The sequence below is a fragment of the Bacteroidota bacterium genome (assembly GCA_037133915.1).
Classification (GTDB): Bacteria; Bacteroidota; Bacteroidia; order Bacteroidales; family CAIWKO01; genus JBAXND01.
Genome location: JBAXND010000005.1, coordinates 25,899 through 49,365 on the forward strand (window position 1 = coordinate 25,899; position 23,467 = coordinate 49,365).

Below are 23,467 nucleotides of genomic sequence, written 5' to 3' on the forward strand. Positions count from 1 at the left end.
ATGATACAGAAAGTAAAAAAATCCATTTTTGTGCTGATGCTGTTGTCGCCATTTTGCATGAATGCTCAGAGTAAGGATACCCTGAGTTTGCAGTATTTTTACCAACACGCGCAAGCCAATTACCCTATTACCCGCCAGAAAGACCTGATGACACAGGCTACCGATATCAAAATTAAAAATCTCACAAAGGCCTATTTTCCTCAGGTGTATCTTAACGGACAGGCGGGTTATCAGTCTGATGTTACCTCTGTTCAGATACCCATGATAAAGCTTCCGGGATTGGATAAAGACAGCTACAAGGCTACACTAGATGTATCGCAAACATTGTGGGATGGTGGCGCATCCTCAGCCCAGAAACATCTTGAACAGGCCGGTTTGCAAGTTGATCAGCAGGGTGTTGAAGTTGAGATAATACGATTGAAAGAACGTATAAACCAGTTATTTTTCAGTGTGCTGCTATTTCAGGAAAATGAACGCCTGCTGCTGAATGCGCAGGAACAGATACGCGCACAACTTAAAAAAGTGGAAGCCGGCGTAGAAGGTGATATTTTACTGTCGAGCAATGCAGATGTGCTGAAAGCCGAGCTCCTGAAAAGTGACCAGCAAATGATAGAAATACGAATGGGGAAAAACACGGCGCTGGAGATGCTTGGCGAACTTTCGGGAATTTCAATACCTGCCGGATCCGCATGCGGCATTCCGGATTTGGCGGTAAATACCGGTACCGAAGAAAATAACCGTCCGGAAATGAAGCTGTACGACCTTCAAATGGTGAAACTAGATGCATCAAAAAAAATTGCAGATACTCGGTTGATGCCTAAGATTTCCGCATACGGGCAGTTAGGCTACGGTCGGCCGGGACTGAATATGCTCTCGAATGAATTCAATGACTGGTATATGTTTGGAGCGAAAGTGAGCTGGAACGTCTGGAACTGGAACCTATCAAAAAATGAAAAGAAAATTGCGGATCTTCAGAAAGAGATTGTCACAACCCAAAAAGAAACCTTCATAAAGAATGTTAATGTAAATGCACGTAAGGATATTGGCGATATTGAGAAGTACTCACAACTCATCGAAAAGGATTTGGAGATTACCGCACTCAGAAAAAAAATAACACAAACATCATCAGCACAACTCGAAAACGGCGTTATCACGGCAACAGAATACATCACGGAGCTGAACAATGAACTGCAGGCCGCATTGAATCTTGAATTGCATAAAATTCAGAAACAAATGGCAAAAATAAGTTTCCTGAGTGATACCGGAAAGCTGTAAGAAATTCAGAGCGCCGAAAAAATAATTCTAAAGAAATAAACTGTAATTTGATAAAGACATGAAAAAATATTTTTTATTAGCTACAATGGCGGCACTTACAGCCTGCAATAGTAAAGAAAAGAATTCTGACGCATTCGGAAATTTTGAGGCAACCGAGGTTATCGTTTCATCAGAAACATCGGGAAAAATAGTGAGTATTAATGTGGATGAAGGGAGTGTCGTTAAACAGGGCGAAATTGCGGCATTGATTGATACCACAGATTTGTTCCTGAAAAAGGAACAAATGAAAGCCCAGAAAGCTTCTGTGGCTTCGCGCTCTGCCGGTGTGTTTTCACAAATTGATGTCCAGAAACAGCAGAAACAAAATCTGCTGGTTGATAAAGCCCGGATTGAAAAACTTTACAAGGACGGAGCCGCAACAAAAAAACAGCTTGACGACATCAACGGCGCAATTAGCGTGGTTGATAAGCAAATTCTCTCCATAGAAACGCAGAATGCGCCGGTGGTCAGCGATATGGCAAGCATTGATAAACAGATTGCTCAGGTTGACGAAAGTCTGCGCAAATGCCGCGTTCTGAATCCTGTCAACGGAACCGTTCTTGATAAATACGCTGAAGCTGGCGAGGTAACAACCGTCGGAAAAGCACTTTACAAAATTGCCGACCTCAGCACCCTGGAGCTACGTGTATACGTTAGTGGAGAGCAGTTGCCTTCGGTAAAAATCGGCGGAAAAACCGATGTTATTATTGATGGGAAGAACAGTGCGCCGCTTGAAGGAACCATAAGCTGGATATCCTCAACCGCGGAATTCACACCTAAAATAATCCAGACAAAAGAAGAACGGGTGAATCTGGTTTATGCCGTAAAAATAAGTGTGAAAAATGACGGCAGCTTAAAAATTGGTATGCCGGGCGAAGTGAAATTTAAGTAAATACTCTAGCGTAATCATTGGCTATGGCTGAATACAGCATCATATCAGAACAAACAGGAAAATCGTACGAAGGCACCATGGCGCTTGAAGATATCACGTTCAGCGTGCATAGAGGCGAGTTGTTTGGCTTCATTGGTCCTGATGGCGCCGGCAAAACAACGCTGTTCCGAATCATTACCACACTACTGCTGGCCGATAAAGGGCATATGGAGGTCGAAGGGTTTGAAGTAAAAAAGAATTACAGAAAGCTCAGACAAATTCTGGGGTATATGCCCGGCCGTTTTTCGCTTTATCAGGATTTGACCGTAGAAGAAAATCTGAAATTTTTTGCTACAACATTCGGCACAACCATCAAAGAGAATTATCATCTCATCAAAGATATTTACGGACAGATTGAGCCCTTTAAAGACCGTCGTGCTGGCGCACTTTCAGGCGGTATGAAACAAAAACTGGCACTTTCCTGTGCACTCATTCACAAACCTGCGTTGCTTGTTCTGGATGAACCGACTACAGGGGTTGATGCCGTTTCAAGAAAGGAATTTTGGGAAATGCTGCGCAATTTGCGGCGTGAAGGCATTTCAATTGTGGTTTCTACACCTTATATGGATGAAGCAGGATTGTGCGACCGGGTTGCTCTGATGCAGTCAGGACACATTATGCAGAGTGGAAGCCCTGAAAGTATCGTGCAAAGTTTTTCAAAAAAAATAGTGGCCGTGAAGTCGACGGAGATGTACAGACTTCTTAAAGATATTGAAAAATCGGGCATTGCAGAAACTATTTACCCTTTCGGAGAATATGCACACATGATACCTGCTGATGGAAGCATTGACGAAACGGCTATTTCCCGATTTCTTGAATCGCAGGGTCACAGTGGCATTGAAGCGAAAATAATCAATGCCGGAATAGAAGATTGTTTTATTGAACTGATGCAAACAGTTAAGAAATAATGGCTGAAGAAACGATTATTCGTGTTCGCAATCTGGTGAAGAAATTTGGCAGCTTTATCGCTAACGACAACCTGAGTTTTGATGTTGCGAAGGGTGAGATTTTTGGCTTTCTGGGAGCCAATGGCGCAGGAAAAACAACGGCGATAAAAATACTTTCGGGACTCTCGAAACCAACATCAGGCGAAGTGAGTATTGCCGGTATGGATGTCTACCATGATACCGAAAAGATTAAAAAAAGTATTGGGTATATGAGTCAGCGGTTTTCGTTGTACGAAGATCTTACCGTTGCTGAGAATATCCGCTTTTATGCCGGAATTTATGGCCTTTCGCGGACGCAGATAAAAGAACGTACCGATAAATTGCTTGAGCAATTAGGTCTGGAATCGTCGCGTAAAAGCCTGATAAAGGGATTGCCGCTTGGTTGGCGGCAAAAGCTGGCTTTTTCGGTTGCCATCATACATGAACCAAAAATTGTATTTCTGGATGAACCTACAAGTGGTGTAGATCCTGTTACACGCAGGCAATTCTGGGAAATGATTTATCAGGCCGCAGCGAACAAGGTTACTGTTTTTGTTACCACTCACTATATGGATGAGGCTGAATACTGTGACCGCGTTAGCATTATGGTTGACGGGAAAATTGCCGCGCTCGACACTCCTTCAGAACTGAAAAAACAATATACCGTTGACAGCATGGATGAGGTGTTTGTAAAGCTGGCCAGAAACGATAGTCGCTAGTAAATAGTCACAAGTAATAAGTACAATAAAATAAATATTCTATTAAGAAAACAATAAATTATGAATGATTTTAAGAAGCTCAGTGTGTGGCAAAAAGCAGTTGATTTCTCTGTGAATTTATATCAAGTAACAGATATATATCCTGCTAAAGAAAAATTTGGTTTGGTTTCTCAGCTGAACAGGAGCTGTATTTCAATCGCTTCAAATATTGCTGAAGGAGCAGGAAGAACGACCATAAAGGAATTTAATAATTTCTTAAGTTTTGCATTAGGCTCATCTTATGAATGCGAAACACAAATTATTATTTCAAACAAACTTGGCTTTTTACTAAACAAGGATTTTGAAAATTTAATTGGTAGAATTAGCGAAATTCAAAAAATGATTATCGGCTTGAGAAACGCTAATTCTTGTACTTAGTACTAACTACTAATGACTAACTACTTTTTTTATGAAACGATTCTGGGGGTTTGTTGTAAAAGAGTTTTTCCACATATTTCGCGATAAGCGAACACTGTTGATATTGTTTGGGATGCCTGTGGCTCAAATGATGATCTTTGGTTACGTTGTTAAGAACGAAATTGCTGACGTAAAAATATCGATACTGGATAAATCGCAGGATGCGGTAACGAAAAAGATAACCGACAAACTGTTGTCTTCAGGTTATTTTGTTCTTGACAGTAAACTCAGCACCGACGCGGATATTGAGCAATCATTCCGCAGCGGCCGCGTGAAAGAAGTGGTTGTTTTTGAACCGCATTTTGCAGAAAAGCTGGATAAAGAAGGCAAGGTATCCATTCATCTTATTGCCGATGCTTCAGATGCAAATACGGCAACACTCATCACGTCATATACCACCGCTATTGTAAACAGCTATATTGCGGAAGAGAACCGTGCTGCCGCAATTCCGATGCAAATCATTCCCGAAGTGCGCATGTTTTACAACGAAGAATTGAAAAGCGTTTTCATGTTTGTGCCCGGAACCATGACCATGATTCTGATGTTGATATCTGCACTGATGACCTCCATCAGTATTGTGAGAGAAAAAGAAATGGGAACAATGGAAGTATTACTGGTATCGCCGTTGCGCCCCTTACAAATCGTGATTGGGAAAGTAATGCCTTATGCTGCATTATCTTTCGTTAACACTGTTTCAATTCTGGTGCTTAGCTATTTTGTTTTCGGATTGCCGATGCGAGGGAATCTGATGCTTTTAATGGGCGAAAGTATGCTGTTTATCATGCTGGCACTGTCGTTGGGCATCCTGATATCAACGGTTACCAATTCGCAGCTTACAGCCATGCTGATTTCTATGGTAGCGCTGATGTTGCCGACGATATTGCTTTCCGGTTTCATTTTTCCGATTGAAAATATGCCGCTGGTACTGCAGGGGCTTTGCCAGATTATGCCGCCCAAATGGTTTATCATGATACTCAAAGGAATTATGCTTAAAGGAAACGGAATCTCCGGTGTTTGGAAAGAAACGGCTGTGCTGGCGGGAATGACATTATTTTTTATAGGAATGAGCGTACGCCGATTTAAAATCAGGATGGATTAATGTTGACGGTTTGATAATGAAATCAAAGAAATGAGAACAATCAGATTTATAATTCAGAAAGAGTTTTTACAACTCCGGCGAAACAGAATGATGTTTCCGATATTGTTTGTGATTCCGCTCGTCCAGCTCATCATTCTTGCCAACGCTGCCACCATGGAAATCAAAAATGTAAACATGGTTATTTGTGACAACGACCTTTCTACAGCATCGCGCAAGCTTACGGGCAAGTTTGCCGGATCACCTTTTTTTAAAATAAAAGACAGTACTTTTTCTGTTGATAACGCTATAAATCAGCTGCAGAGCGGAAAAACAGATGTGGCGATTATAATTCCCGCTCAATTTGAACGTACTCTTGTGCGCGAAAACAAAGCAAAAGTGCAGATACTTGTAAATGCAATAAACGGAGCTGTTGCAGGCATCAGCAGCAGTTATATTACGGCTATCATTGGTGGGTTTAACCGTGACGTAATTGCCGATTGGTATGGAGTACAGAAAGGTGTAGGCACATTAAAAAGTATCAATATCATACCCCAGTACTGGTACAACCCTGAACTGAATTATAAAGTTTTTATGGTGCCTGCAATACTTGTGCTGCTGGTCACCATTACCGGGATGTTTCTGGCTGCCATGAATATTGTGCGCGAAAAAGAAATCGGAACGATAGAGCAGATCAATGTTACACCTATTCGAAAACATCAATTCATTATTGGAAAACTCGTGCCCTTCTGGATTATTGCCTTGATGGAATTGGCGTTTGGACTGACTCTCGGAAAATTGTTGTTTGATATACCGATAGTGGGCAATTTGGGCTTGCTGTTTTTGGTGACGGGCATTTACCTTTTAGCTATGCAGGGTATTGGGCTTTTCTTCAGCACTATGACGAATACCCAGCAGCAGGCCATGTTCATCTCCTTCTTTTTCATGATTGTGTTTACCATGATGAGCGGTATTTTTACCCCGGCCGAAAGTATGCCGCATTGGGCACAGTATTTTAATTATCTGAATCCGGTGGCCTATTTTATGAAGATGATTCGCATGATATTACTGAAGGGCTCCGGTTTTATGGATATCTGGAAAATGATGCTCGCACTCGCTGTGTATGCAGGAGTGATGCTTTCTCTGGCCACTAGACGCTACAGAAAGACGGTGTAAGGGTGCAGCGTTGCGTAACACTTTTTTGCAAAAAAGTGTTACGCGTGAATTCATTCAGGCAATTCATTATACTGATTTTTGACAGCCGCAATGCTGGCACAGCAACTGAAGTAATCCCTATCTTTGACCTCAATAAAACTATTTTGTGATGAAAACCGGTTTCTTTCTGATATTTGTTTCTATCGTTCTTGCCGTTTACGCAGCGGTAAACTATTACATTTTTATCCGTGGATGGCAGGCACTATCGGGGTTAATTACTTTGCGCTACTGGTATTTGGGTGCATTTCTTTTTCTGTCTTCTTCATATATACTTGCCCGTTTTCTGGAATATTATGCTCCATCGCCTGTAAGCCGCATGTTCGTGTGGATTGGTTCTTTCTGGCTTGCTGCCATGCTGTACTTTTTCCTGATAGTTTTTCTTGTCGACATCGTCCGCATGTTCAATTATTTCTTCCACTTTCTGCCGCTTAGCGAGAGTCTGTTTTATGGCAAACTGAAAATTATTTCTATTTCGGCTGCAACCGGAATTGTCGCTATTACCATTCTTGCCGGATATATAAATGCCGTTAATGTGCGTGTTAAGAGAATCGATTTACAAATTGCTAAACACGCCGGAACGCTTCATCAGCTTAATATTGTGATGGCATCCGATATTCATTTGGGCAATCTTGTTGGAAAGAACAGGATGGGTTCAATTGTTGCTCAAATCAATGCGCTGAATCCTGATATTGTATTATTTGCCGGCGATGTTACGGACGAAGATCTGCGACCGGTGATTGAAAATAATCTGGGAGCTATGATTACGTCCATCAGGTCGAAATACGGTGTGTATGCAATTACCGGAAATCACGAATACATTGGTGGAGCGGTAAAAGCTGTCAAATACCTTGAAGAGCATGGCGTGAAAATGCTCCGCGACACAGCCATTACCATTGACAATTCATTTTGTCTTGCGGGACGTAACGACAAAGACAGCAGGCGTTTTACAGGCATTGAGCGCAAGCCTTTTGATGAAGTTCTGAAAGATGCCGATAAAAATCTTCCGCTTATTTTAATGGACCACCAGCCTTTTAATCTTGAGCTTTCAGAAAATGCCGGTGTGGATTTGCATCTTTCCGGACATACCCATAATGGACAAATGTGGCCATTGAATTATATTACGGGAGCTCTTTTTGAATTGGATTGGGGATATAAAAAACGCGGGAATACGAATTACTACGTTTCTTGCGGTGCAGGAACATGGGGACCGCCGGTGCGCACAGGCAACCGACCGGAGATTGTAAATATCGTTTTGCATTTTATGGAATAAAACTATTCCATCGTTTTTATGAGCTGTGCCGCTTTTTCTTTCGGAATAAAGATATAGCCCTGTTGGTCGGTATAATTTTGGCCAATCGTCAGAACCCAGTTCACAAATTCTTTGAGCATTTTATCTTTTGGCTTTTCTTTCAGCACCAGATACATCTCTCTTGTAGGCGGTGACGGGTATTTACCGGTGTTAATAGCCTGTTTCAAATCCGGCCATTTGTCATAAAACAGTTCACTGTCGTCCGCCTGTCCGTTATCGTTAAAATCTACCGGAGGAATATACAGCCCTTTTTGAAGAATACCTGTTGTATTGTTATACAGAAATATCATACTGCAGAAGCCAATACTGAAAGGCGATTGTGTAATGCTTTGAATTACCTCCTGATCGGTAGTGCAACTTCCACCTTTTAATTCTGTTGCCCCAATACCAAGGAATTGCGCCCATGTATCAGACGAACCGCAGCTATCCTGAAGAATATATGCCTTGAGCGGGTAAATACTTTTTTTATTGTACAGGGCCGCCCAGCTTTTTGCTTTTCCCGTAAAAATATCTGCCAGCTGTTTTTTATTCAAACCGCTCATTACAATGCTCTGGATGTGCTGATTGTCAAAGTTGATAACGGGCAGCAGCGCGTCTTTTGCAACAGGAACCGCCCACAGTCCGGAACTAAGTTCACCGGCGGTAAGCGGACGTTCAATAATAGCAGCCTGTGCTTTCCCGGTTAGTAAGGCGCGCAGCGCTTTCATTCCGTCCGATTTATGCACATCCGTAACAACCTTGGGATATGCCTTTGCAAATTCAGTTGCCCAAATCCTTGAAAGAGCATAAACAGCATTGCCGGCTTCAATTTTTAATGTACCCGAAATGTCTCCGGCAGGCTTGTCATTTCCGGACCCATTCTCTTTTTTATCCTTTCCGGGACCACACGATGCAATAAGCAGAATACCCATCAATAAAGGGAAAATATATCTTTTCATAGCTAAAAACATTTTTAGTTTAAGCGAGTCAAAATTAAGCAAAACGGATATACAATGGCGGGACTCTTCGAAATTTATATAATCATCACCTTGCAAATTCATCCGGTAAACAATGGGGCTTTTTATATCTTTGTAGAAATCCGAATATAATGGAAGAATCCTTTCACATAAGAAAAGCTGCAGAAAGGGACATCCCTTTTCTTGTTGAATCGGTTATTGCTGCTGAGAAAAGTGGTACGGAGACTCTGAGTTACAGTACAATTTTTAATATAAGTGAAGAAGAGGTAAAAGCATTGCTTTCCCGGATTTTTGAAGAAGATATTCCCGGACAGGAGCTGTGTATTTCCGGGTTTTTAATAGCTGAAATAAATGGTGAATATGCCGGAGCCGTATCTGCTTGGGTTGAGGGCGTTGAAGGCCCTTCCACAATCATTAAAGCAAACATGCTCTCCTTTTTTCTGGGGAAAGAAAAAGTTGCCAATGCCACGACCAAAGGCACATTGCTTAATACCGTACATATTGAACGTGAAATCGGTGCATTGCAGCTGGAATCGGTATATACATGCAATAAATTCAGAGGACAAGGCGTTAGTGGTAAATTAATCGAAGAGCATATACGTCTGGTTAAGAAGGATTTTACCGATGTTAAAAGAGCACAGATACTGCTTGCTAAAACGAACAACAGCGCCTATAAAGCATATCATAAACCGGGATTTTATACAGTCCTTGAAAGGAAATGCACCGATGCGGCAATACTTGATTTGTTGCCGGCAGATACCATGATTTTGATGCAAAAAGAAATTTGATAACCAATAGAAAATGCTCAGGAATCTGAATATTTATACGCGGAAGCGCCGATGGAAAATACTGTTGTTTGCTGCAGCAATGGTTATCTTCGCTGTTTCGCTGTGGTATATCGACAGTATCACTAAAACCATTGCCACCGACGAACGAAACAAGATACGGTTGTGGGTAGACGCCATTGATAAAAAAGCAAGTCTTGTAAATGCCACCGATTTGTTTTTTGCAAAAATACGAGAAGAAGAACGCAAAAAAGTTGAGCTATGGGCCAATGCCAACGAACGACTGATACAAGCGGGCTATAACGAAGACGTTACCTTTTACCTTGACATTATCAAGAGCAATACAACAATTCCGGTTATTCAAACTGATGAGAAGGGAAACATCAATCTTGCAAAAAATGTTGACTTTGACCTGAGTACCGTTAAGAAGTTTGAAGGACAGGTTGCAAAAGATTTCTCTGCCTATCCGCGAATAGAAATAAACTACTTCGGGAATAAAAAGAATTACCTCTACTACAGAGATTCAAAATTGTTTACAGGCTTGCGCGATGTGCTCGACAAACAAATAAAATCATTTATTTCGGAGATTGTAACCAACGCCCCCTCGGTTCCGGTTATTGTTACGGACTTGACGCGCAAAAAAGTTATTACCTCCGGAAACCTTGATTCTGCTGCTATTCGCGAAGGTAATTTTCTTCAGAATACAATTACTCAAATGGAAGCTCAGAACCGACCCATCGAAATTGATATTCCCGGGCACGGTCGCTGCAACGTTTTCTACAAAGACTCATACCTTCTTACACAACTTAAATATTTTCCCTACATCCAGTTTCTTATCATCGGCGTGTTTCTGTTTATTGCGTATCTGCTCTTCAGTACGGCAAGACGTTCGGAACAGAATCAGGTATGGCTCGGCATGGCTCGCGAAACCGCCCATCAGCTGGGCACACCATTATCTTCCTTAATCGCGTGGGTAGAGTTACTGCGTTTGAAAGGCGTTGATGAAAGCGTGGTTACGGAAGTTATGAAAGATATCAAACGGCTTGAAATGATTACCGAGCGGTTTGCCAAAATAGGCTCTCCGCCTAAGCTGGATGATGATGATATCTGTCGTGTGGTGAGAGAATCTGTCGATTATCTTAAGGTTCGCACGTCAAGTAAGGTTTCATATCAGGTAAATTGCCCGGAAAATGAGGCAATTGTTGCTCCAATTAATTTGCATCTTTTCGAGTGGGTAATCGAGAATTTATGTAAAAATGCGATTGATGCCATGAGTGGCACGGGTAGTATTGTCATAGATATCACTGAAGATGAAACGAATGTTTTTATTGACGTGACCGATACGGGAAAAGGTCTTCCAAAATCAAAATTTAAAGCCATTTTCAATCCGGGCATAACTACTAAAAAAGTTGGATGGGGCCTCGGGCTCACTCTTTCTGAACGAATTATTGAGAACTATCATTCAGGACGCATCTTTGTAAAGTCCTCTACCATAAATAAAGGCACGACGTTTCGGATTGCTTTGCGCAAGCAGATTTAGTATCACTTTTCACGACTCGTTTTTTTTTGTTATTTTCGCACTAGCAAACTACAAACAGAATGCCTGTATTAGGATCGATAATTAAAAGCGCCATTGACCTCAGAGGGAAAGTGCCGAAAGGGATTACCAAGTTTAATCCCTACCGGGCACAAAAAAGAACCTTGAAGCGTTTGTTGCGCAAAGCACAGCTTACATCTTTCGGCGAATATTATGGTTTTTCGGACATGCTTCGCGAAAAAGATCCGGTGGCTGCTTTCATGGAAAAAGTTCCCATCCATGATTATAATCTGATGCATAAAAACTGGTGGTATCGTTCATTGAACGGAGAACCCTATGTTAGCTGGCCCGGAAAAATTAAATACTTTGCCCTCAGTTCAGGTACATCAGAAGCCTCCAGTAAATACATTCCCGTTACAAGCGATATGCTGCGGGCTATCAAAAAAACCAGTACTCGTCAGCTATTTTCACTCGGGCAGTATGATTTTCCCGAAGAGTTTTTTGAAAAAGGAATTCTTATGCTTGGCGGAAGTACCCATCTTCAATACAACGGCACGTATTATGAAGGCGACCTTTCGGGAATAACAACCGGTAATATTCCTTTTTGGTTTCAGCATTATTATAAGCCGGGCAAACGTATATCTAAAGAACGCGACTGGCCCACCAAACTCGAGGAAATCGTTAAAAAAGCACCGGAATGGGATATTGGCGTTATTGTTGGAGTTCCGGCCTGGCTTCAGATTTTACTCGAAAAAATAATTGAACGATACAATCTCAAAACCATACACGACATTTGGCCGAACCTATCAATGTTTGTCCATGGTGGCGTTTCATTCAGCCCATATATCAAAGGTTTTGAAAAGCTTCTTGCAAAACCCATTGCTTACATAGAAACGTATCTTGCTTCCGAAGGATATATTGCCTATCAGGCGAGTGCAGATACAAGCTCGATGCAGCTTGTACTGAATAACGGATTGTTTTTCGAATTCATCCCGTTCAACGAAGAAAATTTTGATGCGAACGGCAATCCGGTACCTAATCTCAAAACCCTTACCATTAAGGAAATTGAAGAAGGACGTGAATATGCGTTGCTTCTATCAAGTTGTGCCGGAGCATGGCGTTACCTTATCGGTGATACTATAAAATTCACCTCAAAAGAGAAGTACGAGATCGTAATTACCGGACGCACCAAGCATTTCCTGAGTATGTGCGGCGAACACCTTTCGCTTGATAATCTGAATCGTGCCGTACACATGCTTGAGGAAGAATTTGATGTTGAAGTGAGAGAATTCACCGTCAGTGGAATCCGCAGCCAGTCAATGTTCGCACATAAATGGTTTTTGGGAATTGACGGAGGTTTTGACCAGCAGCTGGCGGCCCGCAAAATTGACGAATACTTAAAAATACTCAACGACGATTATCGCGTTGAACGTCTCGAGGCAATCAGAGAAATTCAGATGAATATTGTTCCCTTGTGTCATTTTTACGAATGGATGAGAGAACGTGGTAAAGAAGGTGCACAGAGCAAATTTCCCCGCGTTTTAAAGCCCGAGCAACTGGAAGAGTGGGAAATTTTTTTAGAAAAAGCATGCGGAGAAAAATAATACAATGATTCACATACTCCTAAGCGGAATATTTTTAGGTCTTACGCTGGCAATAGCCATCGGCCCGGCCTTCTTTGCACTGTTGCAAACAAGCATTCACAGAGGGTTTAAAAGAGGAATGTTTTTAGCCTTCGGAATATTTTTCAGCGATCTTACACTGGTTGCATTATGTTACTTCGGAATATCTCAATTTATTACTGAGCCGGCAAACCAAACTTTGTTCGGAATCATTGGCGGAGCGATTCTTATAGGCTATGGCATCTGGACGTTCCGTAAAAAAACAAAAATTGAAAAGGTAGACGATGAGTCTGACGACAGAAATATTCCTGCTCAAAAACAGCCCGGACTCATTACCTATGTTGTAAAAGGTTACTTGCTGAACCTTGCAAACCCATTCCTGCTTATTTTCTGGATGAGTGTTGTGGGCGTGGTGAGTGCAACCTACGGCACGCGCTCGCCCCAGCTTTTCGTGTTTTTTACCGGAACCCTGGCCACGGTAATTGCTACCGACCTTCTGAAATGCTTTGTTGCCAATACGCTGAAACGCTTTATTAAACCCAAAGTGCTTTCATTTATAAATCATCTGCTGGGAATCGTACTGATAGGCTGCGGTATGTATCTTATTCTTCAGGTGCTCATGGAACTCTAAGGAGTTAATCCAGCCGATTTTTTCTTAATGTTTCTTACAATCACCAAAATAATGGCAGCAAGGTGCATTGCTTCGCCTGTAATAAATATATACCAGTTAAACCATTGTGGAATAAATGTGGTTCCGTACTTTATAAGGCTTTCGCTTGACGAAACACCCCATAATTCGGAAAACGGAAAACGTTGCAGCATATAGCGCGTGTACTCTTCCGTATACGATATTATTACAACCAAAGAACCCAGAATCAGCAGCACCCACACCCACATTCCGGTTTTAACTGTGCCGGTATCCGCTGAACTTTTTACAATGACCATTGCGAGCAATATCATTGTGAGAGAATTGATAACAGGCGCAATAACCGGTCCTGCCCAGGTTACCGGGACCAAAAACAGTACATCCCACGTTAGTAATGAGGCAGGCCAACCAAGTAGTAATTTCAAAAAAACGTAGTAAAAAAGATCCCATACGGCAAACGAAAAAATAAACCATGCAAAGCGCTCAATATTCTTTTTCGCTGCCAGTATTCCAATACCCGCAAGCATTATTATAGTTGCTATTTCACGAAAAAATTCTGTAATGGCAATGGGGTAATCAATCATCTTTAGCGGAAAACTGAAACCTTCCGGATAATAGAGTTTCCGAAGATAAACAACAATAGAACTTTCGAGATATGCCATGGCAATTGCCAGAACAGAGACCCATATCAGGGTTTGAACGTTTCGGTTTTTCATGATACAACAGCTAAATATGGTTGGGAAAAAAGTTGGGGCACAAAATTCAGTGCCCCAACAAGTCGATACTCTTAAATCTTGTGAGAATACTGATAAATATTTCTGCTGAAAAAGATAGCCCCACTATACGCAAAAAGATAGCCACATATAATGTTGATGAGCATCAGCGGTTCTGTAAAATCGCGTAAAGAAATTGAAATAAATATCAGAAATACGATGAGTGAAACGAGCAGCATTGAAAACGGAATCAGCATTCTGAAGATACTATACCAGTCATTGTCTGGAATATGCTTTTTCAGGATGTAATATCCCGGAAGAAGGAACGCTACTACGTAAACCAGTACCGTCGGCGGATACAGAAAAATAGTCAGGAAAAATGCTGCAAGGTAGGTCTCACCACGGTCGGCATGGATAATGTCATTGGATAATAGCATCAATAACCAGAAACTTATGAGTACAACCGCCGTTGTTTTTAGAAACGCGAACAGGCATGCAAGAAAAACATTGGTTTTCATATCTGTCAGTTTTTTATTGGATATTTTTGTTTTTCCTGATACTAAAACCTGAATTTACCCTGCACATTGCGTGCGCTCACCAGTGTATTGGGTAATTGATCTTTGAGCTTGCCCAGGTCATCTTTAGAAATATCAGATACCTGAAGTTCTTTCAAGCCTTTCAACCCGTACAGCGGACTGTAATCACTGATGGGGTTGTTTGAAATATCAAGTCTTTCCAATTGTTGCATCTTTGCCAATTCGGAAATATCGAAAATTTGATTGGCGGAAATGTTCAGATATCGAAGATTTTTCAACGCTGAAATTCCTCGGATATCGGTAATGCGGTTTCCGGTTACTTTTATTTCTTCGAGATTCATAAACGCGAATAGTACTTTTATTGATGCAAGCGTATTCCCCGTGAGATTGATGTATTTCAGGTTTGTCATGGGCTTCAGCGAATCAATGTTCTGTACACCAATATTGGCAGCATCAAGCCGCTGCAACATAGTAAGCCTGTTCAGCGGTTCTATTGTATTTACTGTGTTTTCCGAAATATCGAGCGATTTTAATCCGCCGAAGTAGCGCAGTGGTTCCAGTTCATAAATGGTATTCGATGCAATATTCAAATCTTCGATTTTCTCGAACAGCGGTTTGATAACCTCCGGCTCTTTGGCTCCCCAGAAGCTCACCACACTCTGGTAATAATTCGTGAGTATGTAAAGTGAATGAAGACTGTTGTTGGCAATATTCAGTTTCTTCAAATTTTTGAAGTCTTTGAATTTGGTGATAAGTATTGCATCTGAGCTGCTCAAACTGTTATTAGAGATATCCATTTCCTCAAGATTTCCGAGCACGGGCAAAGACGTAAAATCCTTGTTTTTTTGAGCGCTGATGTTGAGTTTTTTGAGCGAAGTAAGTTTGCCTATAGTTGAATAATCATGGATTTCGTTGCTGGCGATATTGAGTTCCGTCAATTTCTTGAAGCCGGCAAGTGGCTTAAGGTCAACATTGTCAGAATTGTTTGCAATGTCTAACAGTTCAAGATCTTTTAAAATATTCACCGGTTTAAAATCTCGAACGTTGTTGTTGTTAAGATGGAGCTCTTTCAACGCCCTCATTTTCGGCAATCCGTCAAGGGTATAAATTCCGTTATTCGAAAGATATAAAACCTGCAGTTTGTCAAAATTACCCAGATCTTCAAAATTATGAATGCTGTTGCTCGAAAGATCCATGTATTCGACATTTCTTAACCGCGCCAACGGTGCCAGAGAGTCTATGGATATCCCGCGAAGGAGCAGCTTTTTCAAACTCCCGTCATCACTCATCGCATAGATTTTATCCGCGGCATTTTTATCGGCCCAGCACCACGATTTCCATTTTTTGCGATCCCAGCGTTTCAGAAAATCAAACATACGCTCATGAAGCTGTGCCGTATAATTCCCTTTCTTGTCGGTATAATCACCGTAATAGCTGTGATCATAATCATAGGAATCCACATAGGTGTCTTCTATTACCGGCTCAAAATCGCGTTCGTCTGATGGAAGCGCAAGCAGATAGGGGATATTTGCCGGAGACATCATATCTACCAGATAATACTTGTCAAGTTTTTCAGATTTATTGATGTTGAAACGGGTTATAACAAGGTCCCAGTTGAAGCAGGCAAATAATATCAGTACACCAAAAAATGCCCAGCCATTTTTGCGCCACAAATACCAGTTTCCTTTATGCTGTGCCACTTTGATAGCGACCGTGGCAAGCCCGATAAGTGTGAGGAGCAGCCATACAAAAACGCCAATTCTTTTATACGTGAGATAGTATTCATTGATGTAAAGCAGGTTGCGGTAGGCTGTAGAAATTACAACAAAAGCGTTTTGTGCAATCCATAGATAGACCAGTATTTTCAATGGTCTGCTTTTTTCATAAAAGTTTAAAAATCCACGGAAATAAAACAGCATGACGAAAATTGCCAGCAGAATGGCAACAATCAGTGTCCCGGCGCCCTGATGAACGTAATCGGCGTACGTCATACCGTCGGGAAGCTGTTTGGTTATCCACATATATACAACATCCAGGCTGTTTACAATAAGTAAAAGCACATTCAGCAAAGCTATCAGAACTACGCCCGAACCGGCTTCTGTGCCCGGGTTAATGCTGCGGCCGAACAGTCTGCTGCCTTTTGCCGTCACGGCTTCACGGTCCATGGAGTTTGGTGTGGCCGTGTCTTTGCGGTACCAGCCGGGGAAGTTGCGATGATACAGAAATCCATAAACAAGAAGCAACCCAAGAAGTGTAAACCGAACCCATTCCCACGACAGAAAATCGAGTTTTATTTTACGCGTGAGGTCATGGAACAGGGGGTTGGCATTCTGATACAACAGAAAAAAGACAAGCACCACAATAAATATCCCCAGCCCAATGGTGAGCCGCACCCAGAATTTACTGCTTTTACCTGTCGGCGTCTTATCCGATTTTCGCATGATGGCATCGGCTATCATAAATCCGACGGATGTTATAAATGAATACATCGCGTAAAGCCCTGCAAGAAAAACTGAAGAGCCGCGACTGATGCTGAATGCCGACATCAAACCTAATGATACGATGTTTGCGGCTATGGAAACAGGCGTTCCGTAAAGGGTTACGCAAACACCCGAAACAATTACCGCCGAGGCAGAGGTGTACCAGCTGCTGTCGCGCAATAGCGTGCGGTCGCGGATGAGCAACATGGCAATCAGAGCCACACCAAACAGCAGGAAATTAATTCCGGCAGACTGATGGTAAAACATCCAACTGTACATGGCAACGGATAACAGCAGTATCCAATCATTCTTTTTCATGTGTTATGTGTTTTGGTTTATGACTAATCCCGATTTAATATTTCTTTATAAGTTTCAAATAATAAAGTAATCAACCCTGATCAAGTATATTTCTGAATGCATCGCGCCGTATCAATGATTCCAGTGAATTCAGATGCTCGTTAAACGCTTTTTTCCCCTGATGTGTAATTGAATAACTTGTATTCGGTTTTTTTCCTACAAATTGCTTCGACACCTTTACATATTCGGCCTTTTCAAGCGCAGACAAATGGCTGGACAGATTGCCGTCGGTGGCGCCCAGCATAGACTTCATGGCGTTGAAATCTACCTTATCGGCAACCATCAGCATCGACATAACGCCAAGCCTGAGCCTGTTCTCAAATACCTTATTCAGGTTGTTTATGTTAAATTCCTTCAGCATTTTTCGTACTTGTAAAACATCAGGGTGCCGTAAATAATATGCATCACACCAAATCCTGCCGCCCAAAACAGCAGCCCGTAGCCGGGTATGGTGCATGCAATAAGCCCAAGCCCAATTTCAAATCCGCCTAAATAACGTATATCGCGAAGCGTGTATTTCCCGGCGTTAATCAGTGCCAGTCCATAAAAAATAAGGGTTGCGGGTGCTACCAGAAAAATTACATTATAAAATACAAGTACTACACAAAACAGCCCCCCGGCAATCAACGGTATGAATAGGTTCAGTAACATCATTTTGGTTGCTCGCCCCCATACCTGTTCGTCTTTGCGACGGGCATTGCGCATCGTAAAGTAGATACCACAGCCTAACGCCAGAAACAAAACAGATAGGGCGTCGGCTAAAAAGAACACAAGAAACGATCCGTTATAACTGCTGCCCGAGTAGGCACTGCTATAGTAATTGTCAGATAATAGTCCAAGATCGAGGTACAGATATGCAGCCGCGGCGCCCAGTAAGGCAAAAATTCCCGCAAAAATTCCTGTGAGTCCGCTCAACGATAGAAATCTGGTTGAATGCTGCATCAGGTTTTTTATCTCATTAAGAGTATCTAAATGCTCCTTTTCGCTGTTCATTTTATTTTGTATTAAAAAGTACTTTGTGGTGCAAAGTTAATAGGGAAAAATGAAAAGTCAAGTTTTTTAACAAATATTTTGAATCAGAAATGGGTTATTAATGGGATATTATACTGATATTGTTATCGTTGTGCAACGATTGCAACTTAGCCAAACAACAGTGTGAACATATCAGAGAGTTTGCCGAGCGGCACTACTTTTATTTTATAGTTGTTCTTTTCTATCGAAGAGAAGTTGTATCGTGAGATATAAATTGTGTCGAAGCCGAGTTTCTCTGCTTCGCCTATGCGTTGCTCAATACGGTGTACCGGACGTATTTCGCCCGAAAGTCCAACTTCTGCTGCAAAGCATGATTTCATATCTACGGGAATATCTTCAGCTGAAGAAAGTACGGCAGCCACCAGTGCAAGGTCAATGGCTGGGTCGTCAACACGAAGCCCTCCGGCAATATTCAGGAAAACATCTTTTGCGCCAAGCCTGAAACCGCATCTTTTTTCAAGTACGGCAAGAAGCATATTCATCCGGCGCAGGTCAAAACCGGTTGATGAGCGCTGCGGAGTTCCATAAGCAGCAGAACTTACCAGCGCCTGCACTTCTATAAGCATGGGCCGCAAACCTTCAATGGCGGCTGAAACAGCTACGCCGCTTATGTTTTCATCATGCTGGGAGATGAGTATCTCCGACGGATTTGAAACTTCGCGCAAGCCACTGTTCTGCATCTCAAAAATACCCATTTCGCTGGTGCTGCCAAATCTGTTTTTAACTGCGCGCAGTATCCTGTAAACATGGTTTCGTTCACCTTCGAATTGCAAAACTGTATCAACCATATGCTCCAGCAGCTTGGGTCCGGCAATGGTTCCGTCTTTTGTAATATGCCCGATCAGAAATACCGGAACAGCACTTTGTTTGGAGTAACGCTGAAATTCGGCCGCACATTCGCGTATCTGCGAAATACTGCCTGCCGACGAATCAATAGAAGATGTTTGTAATGTTTGTATGGAATCAATCACAACGATGCCCGGTTGTAACTTTTCAATTTCCTGAAAAATATTTTGTGTTGAAGTTTCCGCCAGAACGTAGCAATTTTCATTTATAATTCCAACGCGTTCGGCTCTCATTTTTATCTGTTGCTCACTTTCTTCGCCTGAAATATACAGCACTTTACAATCGTGGAGTCCAAGCGCTACCTGCAGCATCAGAGTCGATTTCCCGATTCCGGGTTCACCGCCGATCAGAACAAGTGAACCGGGAACAATACCATCGCCCAGAACGCGGTTCAATTCTGCGTTATGTGTATCAATTCGCTGGAGTGTTTCAATGTCTATATCCCGGATAAGCCTGGCATGAGGCGTTTCATTTGCACGGGTATAGTTTTTGCCGGAAGCAGAAGGCTTTTTAACAACCTCTTCTACGTAGGTGTTCCATTCGCCGCAGGAATTGCAATGTCCTATCCATTTTGCCGACTGCGCTCCGCAGTTTTGGCAAAAGAATACGGTTTTTTCTTTAGACATTAAAATAATGTAATGGGGAAGGTGGAATGCTTAGTTGACCTTGGTCATTTCTCTGAAAAGAAGACCGCCAATGTCGTTTACCATCATCAGGTTACTTTCGTCAAGCTTGGTAATTTGCCATGTTCCGTTAACGTGTTCATATCCTTTTCCGAACCCGACAACATCCACTTTTTTATAAGAATCCATGCTAAACTGACCACGCACATATACTGCAGAATCGAAGCCGTTAAAATGGCGAAGTGTGCCGTAAATAACGCGGTTATCGCCTGTAAACTCCCATGTTTCCCAGTTCACCGTGTCGCTCAAGTTGGCAACATTGATAACTTTCCACTTACCAATAAGCTTGCCTTCGGTTTTAGATTTGGAACAACCGGAAAGAATAACTGCTGATACAATAACAACTAACATGAGGGCAGTTATAACTGCAAAACCTTTTGCTTTCATAAACAATGAGAATTTGATGACAGGGCAAAAATAGGTAAAAAATCACGAATTTCAAAAAAACGGATATTTAATTTATACCCTTAATCTTTTTTTCGATATCCGAAGTTGAATATCCATCCACAAAATCAATGGTTTTTATAGTGCCGCCATATGACTTTACAAAGGGTGCACCAACAATCCGGTCTTCTGTATAGTCGCTTCCTTTTACCAGAATATCCGGTCGAACGGTTTGTATAAGGCTGAGCGGTGTTTCTTCGTCGAATAAAACAACAATATCAATAAACCTGAGCGATGCCAGTACAAGCGCTCTTGACCGCTCGTCGGTAATCGGACGGTTGTTGCCTTTCAAAGCACGAACCGATGCGTCTGTATTAAGACCGAGAACCAGAATACTGCCTAAATCAGATGCTTTCGAAAGGTAATCGATATGACCAAGGTGCAGCAAATCGAAACAGCCGTTGGTAAATACAATTTTTTCGGATTTCAGCCGCCACAAGGCAATTTTTCGCAATAGGGCTTCGTCGTTGCGAAATACCTTATTTTGAATTATTTGAAGCTGTTCCATTTTTTACAGAATTGATAATTGGAAGCAAGATCAGAGCGATAATTCCCGCTATTATTATAGAAATTGTTTGAGTCCCCCATAACAGCCATCCCAGTGCGTAGGATGTGGCAGATGCAGCACCATAAAGACCCAGTGTTTCTTTTACAAGAATGGGGTAAATGCCAACGCCTCCCGGCAACAGCATAATTCCGATAGTGCCAATAACCAGCACCGAAAATGCCGGCACCGGCCCAAATCCTGCCATTTCTGTCAGGCTGAAGAATACAATCCAGGTCATTAAAAAATAACAAACCCAGATACCAAGCGTATAGATGATGAAAAGAACAGGCTTTTTTATCTTCGATATGGACTTTAAGCCTATCCAAAAACCTTTCACGATACCAATGATTACACCGTAGGGGCGGAAACGCAATAGTTTTTTATGATAAATAATAGTCAACGTAAACAGGACCACAATTAATAACATCGCGGCCCAAAGAATATATCCTTTGCCAATCCATTCAAACTTCTGAGCAAGCGGAGCGTAAAAGTTAGCAGATACATATTCCTTCAGCGTGTCGTACTGGATAAGAAAATTCACAAAAAACAGCACAATAAAAGTTACTAAATCCAGGGCACGCTCAGAAATTACGGTCCCGAAGGATACCGTGAAAGGCACTTTTTCATATTTGTTCAACAGCCCGCAGCGGCTTACTTCGCCTAGCCGTGGCAGCGCCAGATTCGCAAAATATCCTATCATTAATGAAAGAAAGGTGTTCATAAATCCGGGGTTGTTGCCGGAAGCCTTTAATAGCATTTGCCAACGAAGTGTGCGGATAATATGACTAAGTAAGGCGACAGCTACACTTAACAAAATGATATAATAATTGGCATTTGTAAACGACTCAATAATCCGCGATTTGTCGTCAGAGGTAAGCTTATTATAGAAGTACCAGATAAGAAAAACCCCTATTCCAAGGAACAGAATGACTTTAAGGATATCCAGCAGTTTCTTCTTCACGGGAATTATTTCAGGATTTTATTTGTAATTGAATCGGGGAAAATCACCACCGGTTTAAACGTTTTTGCTTCTTCAAAATCCAAAATGCCAAAAGACATTATTATTACGATATCTCCAACCATTGCCTTACGTGCGGCCGGACCATTTATACCGATATCTCCGGAGCCGCGCTTTCCTTTAATAACATAGGTTTCCAGACGTTCACCATTATTACGGTTCACCACTTGTACCTTTTCGTTTTCAATAATATTGGCTGCATCCATCAGGTCTTCGTCAATGGTAATGCTGCCAATGTAATCAATCTCAGAATGAGTGACTGTTACCCTGTGTATCTTGCTTTTAAGTATTTCTATCTGCATAAGGCTGCAAAACTACTAATAATATTTAATATTGTCGATAAGACGCACGGGACCTACAAATACAGCTATAAATCCAATGGCGGTATTTCGGGCATTCCATGCATTAACAGGTAACAGCGCTTTGTTGTCAGCGATTTCGAAATAATCGAGTTTCAAGCCATCAATTCGATTACATTCATCGGTTACCCATTCCCTGATTTGATCGGGGCTGCACGTGCTGCTCATTTGAAGTGTATGCCGCATGATCCGGGGAACATGGGATGCGCATTCACGCTCTTTTACATTTAATCTTCGATTTCTGGAGCTCATTGCCAGACCATCAGCCTCCCTTACAATAGGGCAGTTAACGATTTTTACCGGCAGATTTAGTTGTTGCACAAGGCGCTCCACGATTAATAGCTGCTGAAAGTCTTTTTCACCAAAATAAGCCTTATCCGGAGTCGTTATTTCAAAAAGTTTTTTAACAACAATAGCGACACCATTGAAATGCCCGGGTCTGAATTCACCTTCCATTTGCCGTTCAAGACCGTCGAAATGATATTCAGCAGTTTCTGGAACAGGGTACATTTCTTCGGCTGTAGGTTCAAACAGTATATCACAGCCAACAGAGGTAAGCATTAGTGCATCTTGCTCAGCATCACGCGGATAGTTAGTATAATCTGCGGTGTTATTAAATTGTATGGGATTTACGAATATACTGACTATGCATATGTCGTTTTCTTCTTTGCACCGTTTTACCAGTGCCAGATGTCCCTCGTGTAGTGCGCCCATTGTAGGAACAAAACCTACCGTAACTTGCTTAATGTGTAAAACATCTGACAAGGATTTCGCTTCTGAAATTTTTCTGATAATCTTCATTTTGAATAAAAAAAGAAGGCAAAGATACCAAAGTATAACTTTATGCCGTTTAAATGACCATAAATAAAAAAACCTGCATAATTAAATGCATTAATTCAGGATTTTTCCGTACCTTTGCCTACCCTTAGCAGAAAGAAAACAAACTAACCTCCCTCAGGAT

Annotated in this window: 24 protein-coding genes; 12 read left to right on the forward strand and 12 right to left on the reverse strand. The window is 41.8% G+C overall.

Features of this window, described 5'->3' with window-relative positions; translation table 11 throughout:
- From WCM76_02895 to WCM76_02930, 8 genes are all read left to right on the forward strand, one after another.
- Positions 1–1,275, forward strand: coding sequence for a TolC family protein (locus WCM76_02895; GenBank protein MEI6764559.1), 1,275 nt, complete (start codon positions 1–3; stop codon positions 1,273–1,275).
- Between the two features lie 58 nt (positions 1,276–1,333).
- A complete protein-coding gene (locus WCM76_02900) occupies positions 1,334–2,206 on the forward strand; it encodes an HlyD family efflux transporter periplasmic adaptor subunit (protein ID MEI6764560.1) in 873 nt (290 codons plus the stop codon).
- A 23-nt stretch (positions 2,207–2,229) separates the two neighbouring features.
- On the forward strand, positions 2,230–3,153 hold the full coding sequence (locus WCM76_02905) for an ABC transporter ATP-binding protein (protein ID MEI6764561.1): 924 nt from the start codon (positions 2,230–2,232) through the stop codon (positions 3,151–3,153).
- The gene (locus tag WCM76_02910) at positions 3,153–3,890 is read left to right on the forward strand and encodes an ABC transporter ATP-binding protein (GenBank protein MEI6764562.1); all 738 of its coding nucleotides are present in this window, start codon (positions 3,153–3,155) and stop codon (positions 3,888–3,890) included. Before WCM76_02905 ends, WCM76_02910 begins: the two co-directional genes overlap by 1 nt.
- 60 nt (positions 3,891–3,950) lie before the next feature.
- Entirely contained in the window at positions 3,951–4,307 is a 357-nt protein-coding gene (locus WCM76_02915; protein MEI6764563.1) for a four helix bundle protein, read from the forward strand.
- A gap of 31 nt (positions 4,308–4,338) precedes the next feature.
- On the forward strand, positions 4,339–5,445 hold the full coding sequence (locus WCM76_02920; GenBank protein ID MEI6764564.1) for an ABC transporter permease: 1,107 nt from the start codon (positions 4,339–4,341) through the stop codon (positions 5,443–5,445).
- A 30-nt stretch (positions 5,446–5,475) separates the two neighbouring features.
- The gene (locus tag WCM76_02925; protein ID MEI6764565.1) at positions 5,476–6,597 is read left to right on the forward strand and encodes an ABC transporter permease; all 1,122 of its coding nucleotides are present in this window, start codon (positions 5,476–5,478) and stop codon (positions 6,595–6,597) included.
- Positions 6,598–6,745: 148 nt separating this feature from the next.
- Complete coding sequence (locus WCM76_02930; protein ID MEI6764566.1) at positions 6,746–7,906, forward strand: metallophosphoesterase; 1,161 nt, start codon at positions 6,746–6,748, stop codon at positions 7,904–7,906.
- Between the two features lie 2 nt (positions 7,907–7,908).
- On the opposite strand, the gene WCM76_02935 is transcribed toward WCM76_02930, so the two are convergent.
- On the reverse strand, positions 7,909–8,883 hold the full coding sequence (locus tag WCM76_02935; GenBank protein MEI6764567.1) for a substrate-binding domain-containing protein: 975 nt from the start codon (positions 8,881–8,883) through the stop codon (positions 7,909–7,911).
- A 149-nt stretch (positions 8,884–9,032) separates the two neighbouring features.
- On the opposite strand from WCM76_02935, the gene WCM76_02940 reads away from it, so the two are divergent.
- The 4 genes from WCM76_02940 to WCM76_02955 are packed head-to-tail and all read left to right on the forward strand — an operon-like array spanning position 9,033 to position 13,476.
- Complete coding sequence (locus tag WCM76_02940) at positions 9,033–9,689, forward strand: GNAT family N-acetyltransferase (protein MEI6764568.1); 657 nt, start codon at positions 9,033–9,035, stop codon at positions 9,687–9,689.
- A 13-nt stretch (positions 9,690–9,702) separates the two neighbouring features.
- Positions 9,703–11,226 carry a HAMP domain-containing sensor histidine kinase gene (locus WCM76_02945; GenBank protein ID MEI6764569.1) on the forward strand — a complete coding sequence of 508 codons (1,524 nt, stop codon included), beginning with the start codon at positions 9,703–9,705 and terminating at the stop codon, positions 11,224–11,226.
- A gap of 59 nt (positions 11,227–11,285) precedes the next feature.
- Positions 11,286–12,827: a GH3 auxin-responsive promoter family protein gene (locus WCM76_02950; protein ID MEI6764570.1), complete on the forward strand. Its 1,542-nt coding sequence runs from the start codon at positions 11,286–11,288 to the stop codon at positions 12,825–12,827.
- Positions 12,828–12,831: 4 nt separating this feature from the next.
- Positions 12,832–13,476 (forward strand): LysE family translocator, encoded by a 645-nt coding sequence (locus WCM76_02955; GenBank protein MEI6764571.1) that lies wholly within the window; start codon positions 12,832–12,834, stop codon positions 13,474–13,476.
- Here WCM76_02955 and WCM76_02960 read toward each other — a convergent pair.
- From WCM76_02960 to panC, 11 genes are all read right to left on the reverse strand, one after another.
- Positions 13,473–14,207, reverse strand: a complete 735-nt coding sequence (locus tag WCM76_02960; GenBank protein ID MEI6764572.1) for a hypothetical protein — start codon at positions 14,205–14,207, stop codon at positions 13,473–13,475. The genes WCM76_02955 and WCM76_02960 overlap by 4 nt on opposite strands.
- 71 nt (positions 14,208–14,278) lie before the next feature.
- Positions 14,279–14,722 (reverse strand): hypothetical protein, encoded by a 444-nt coding sequence (locus WCM76_02965; protein MEI6764573.1) that lies wholly within the window; start codon positions 14,720–14,722, stop codon positions 14,279–14,281.
- Between the two features lie 41 nt (positions 14,723–14,763).
- The gene (locus WCM76_02970) at positions 14,764–17,538 is read right to left on the reverse strand and encodes a leucine-rich repeat protein (GenBank protein MEI6764574.1); all 2,775 of its coding nucleotides are present in this window, start codon (positions 17,536–17,538) and stop codon (positions 14,764–14,766) included.
- Between the two features lie 70 nt (positions 17,539–17,608).
- Positions 17,609–17,938 (reverse strand): transcriptional regulator, encoded by a 330-nt coding sequence (locus WCM76_02975; protein MEI6764575.1) that lies wholly within the window; start codon positions 17,936–17,938, stop codon positions 17,609–17,611.
- A complete protein-coding gene (locus WCM76_02980) occupies positions 17,932–18,570 on the reverse strand; it encodes a hypothetical protein (GenBank protein ID MEI6764576.1) in 639 nt (212 codons plus the stop codon). Before WCM76_02980 ends, WCM76_02975 begins: the two co-directional genes overlap by 7 nt.
- A gap of 146 nt (positions 18,571–18,716) precedes the next feature.
- Positions 18,717–20,081: a DNA repair protein RadA gene (gene radA / locus WCM76_02985; GenBank protein MEI6764577.1), complete on the reverse strand. Its 1,365-nt coding sequence runs from the start codon at positions 20,079–20,081 to the stop codon at positions 18,717–18,719.
- Positions 20,082–20,111: 30 nt separating this feature from the next.
- The gene (locus tag WCM76_02990) at positions 20,112–20,525 is read right to left on the reverse strand and encodes a hypothetical protein (protein ID MEI6764578.1); all 414 of its coding nucleotides are present in this window, start codon (positions 20,523–20,525) and stop codon (positions 20,112–20,114) included.
- A gap of 67 nt (positions 20,526–20,592) precedes the next feature.
- The gene (gene rfaE2, locus WCM76_02995) at positions 20,593–21,090 is read right to left on the reverse strand and encodes a D-glycero-beta-D-manno-heptose 1-phosphate adenylyltransferase (protein MEI6764579.1); all 498 of its coding nucleotides are present in this window, start codon (positions 21,088–21,090) and stop codon (positions 20,593–20,595) included.
- Positions 21,062–22,090: a lysylphosphatidylglycerol synthase transmembrane domain-containing protein gene (locus WCM76_03000; GenBank protein ID MEI6764580.1), complete on the reverse strand. Its 1,029-nt coding sequence runs from the start codon at positions 22,088–22,090 to the stop codon at positions 21,062–21,064. Before WCM76_03000 ends, rfaE2 begins: the two co-directional genes overlap by 29 nt.
- Positions 22,091–22,095: 5 nt before the next feature.
- Positions 22,096–22,449: an aspartate 1-decarboxylase gene (gene panD / locus WCM76_03005; GenBank protein ID MEI6764581.1), complete on the reverse strand. Its 354-nt coding sequence runs from the start codon at positions 22,447–22,449 to the stop codon at positions 22,096–22,098.
- Positions 22,450–22,464: 15 nt separating this feature from the next.
- Positions 22,465–23,307: a pantoate--beta-alanine ligase gene (gene panC, locus WCM76_03010; protein MEI6764582.1), complete on the reverse strand. Its 843-nt coding sequence runs from the start codon at positions 23,305–23,307 to the stop codon at positions 22,465–22,467.
- Positions 23,308–23,467 lie beyond the last annotated feature (160 nt).

Bases quoted from the DNA above. Each gene is read 5' to 3' on its own strand.
- WCM76_02895 (MEI6764559.1), top strand. From the start codon at position 1: ATGATACAGAAAGTAAAAAAATCCATTTTTGTGCTGATGCTGTTGTCG.
- WCM76_02900 (MEI6764560.1), top strand. From the start codon at position 1,334: ATGAAAAAATATTTTTTATTAGCTACAATGGCGGCACTTACAGCCTGC.
- WCM76_02905 (MEI6764561.1), top strand. From the start codon at position 2,230: ATGGCTGAATACAGCATCATATCAGAACAAACAGGAAAATCGTACGAA.
- WCM76_02910 (MEI6764562.1), top strand. From the start codon at position 3,153: ATGGCTGAAGAAACGATTATTCGTGTTCGCAATCTGGTGAAGAAATTT.
- WCM76_02915 (MEI6764563.1), top strand. From the start codon at position 3,951: ATGAATGATTTTAAGAAGCTCAGTGTGTGGCAAAAAGCAGTTGATTTC.
- WCM76_02920 (MEI6764564.1), top strand. From the start codon at position 4,339: ATGAAACGATTCTGGGGGTTTGTTGTAAAAGAGTTTTTCCACATATTT.
- WCM76_02925 (MEI6764565.1), top strand. From the start codon at position 5,476: ATGAGAACAATCAGATTTATAATTCAGAAAGAGTTTTTACAACTCCGG.
- WCM76_02930 (MEI6764566.1), top strand. From the start codon at position 6,746: ATGAAAACCGGTTTCTTTCTGATATTTGTTTCTATCGTTCTTGCCGTT.
- WCM76_02935 (MEI6764567.1), bottom strand. From the start codon at position 8,883: ATGAAAAGATATATTTTCCCTTTATTGATGGGTATTCTGCTTATTGCA.
- WCM76_02940 (MEI6764568.1), top strand. From the start codon at position 9,033: ATGGAAGAATCCTTTCACATAAGAAAAGCTGCAGAAAGGGACATCCCT.
- WCM76_02945 (MEI6764569.1), top strand. From the start codon at position 9,703: ATGCTCAGGAATCTGAATATTTATACGCGGAAGCGCCGATGGAAAATA.
- WCM76_02950 (MEI6764570.1), top strand. From the start codon at position 11,286: ATGCCTGTATTAGGATCGATAATTAAAAGCGCCATTGACCTCAGAGGG.
- WCM76_02955 (MEI6764571.1), top strand. From the start codon at position 12,832: ATGATTCACATACTCCTAAGCGGAATATTTTTAGGTCTTACGCTGGCA.
- WCM76_02960 (MEI6764572.1), bottom strand. From the start codon at position 14,207: ATGAAAAACCGAAACGTTCAAACCCTGATATGGGTCTCTGTTCTGGCA.
- WCM76_02965 (MEI6764573.1), bottom strand. From the start codon at position 14,722: ATGAAAACCAATGTTTTTCTTGCATGCCTGTTCGCGTTTCTAAAAACA.
- WCM76_02970 (MEI6764574.1), bottom strand. From the start codon at position 17,538: ATGAAAAAGAATGATTGGATACTGCTGTTATCCGTTGCCATGTACAGT.
- WCM76_02975 (MEI6764575.1), bottom strand. From the start codon at position 17,938: ATGCTGAAGGAATTTAACATAAACAACCTGAATAAGGTATTTGAGAAC.
- WCM76_02980 (MEI6764576.1), bottom strand. From the start codon at position 18,570: ATGAACAGCGAAAAGGAGCATTTAGATACTCTTAATGAGATAAAAAAC.
- radA (MEI6764577.1), bottom strand. From the start codon at position 20,081: ATGTCTAAAGAAAAAACCGTATTCTTTTGCCAAAACTGCGGAGCGCAG.
- WCM76_02990 (MEI6764578.1), bottom strand. From the start codon at position 20,525: ATGAAAGCAAAAGGTTTTGCAGTTATAACTGCCCTCATGTTAGTTGTT.
- rfaE2 (MEI6764579.1), bottom strand. From the start codon at position 21,090: ATGGAACAGCTTCAAATAATTCAAAATAAGGTATTTCGCAACGACGAA.
- panD (MEI6764581.1), bottom strand. From the start codon at position 22,449: ATGCAGATAGAAATACTTAAAAGCAAGATACACAGGGTAACAGTCACT.
- panC (MEI6764582.1), bottom strand. From the start codon at position 23,307: ATGAAGATTATCAGAAAAATTTCAGAAGCGAAATCCTTGTCAGATGTT.